At 73.8% G+C, this 240-nt stretch carries 1 protein-coding gene; it reads right to left on the bottom strand.

The features are described from left to right. Positions 1-240 (bottom strand): ATP-binding cassette domain-containing protein (locus tag RT323_RS11590; RefSeq protein ID WP_313408487.1); only part of this gene is annotated, 240 nt, incomplete at both ends.

Below are 240 nucleotides of genomic sequence, written 5' to 3'. Positions count from 1 at the left end.
CACGAAGCCCAGCTCGGGGTCCTGCGGACACCAGCCGATCTCGGGCGGCGTGTCGACCTGCCCCGAGACCGGTGCGACCAGGCCGCCCAGAGCCAACAGGGCCGTGGACTTGCCCGCGCCGCCGCGCCCCACGAAGGCCGTCACCGTGGCCGGAGCGAGCGTGATGGTCAGCCCGTCGACCGCGCGTGTGCGCTCGGTTCCGCGCAAGGTGCGGGTGACCCGGTCCACCACGAGTTGACG

It is taken from the genome of Aeromicrobium sp. (assembly GCF_032084975.1).
Lineage (GTDB): Bacteria > Actinomycetota > Actinomycetes > Propionibacteriales > Nocardioidaceae > Aeromicrobium.
The sequence above is the reverse complement of the archived record's forward strand: the minus strand, read 5'-3'. Positions and strand labels throughout refer to the sequence as shown.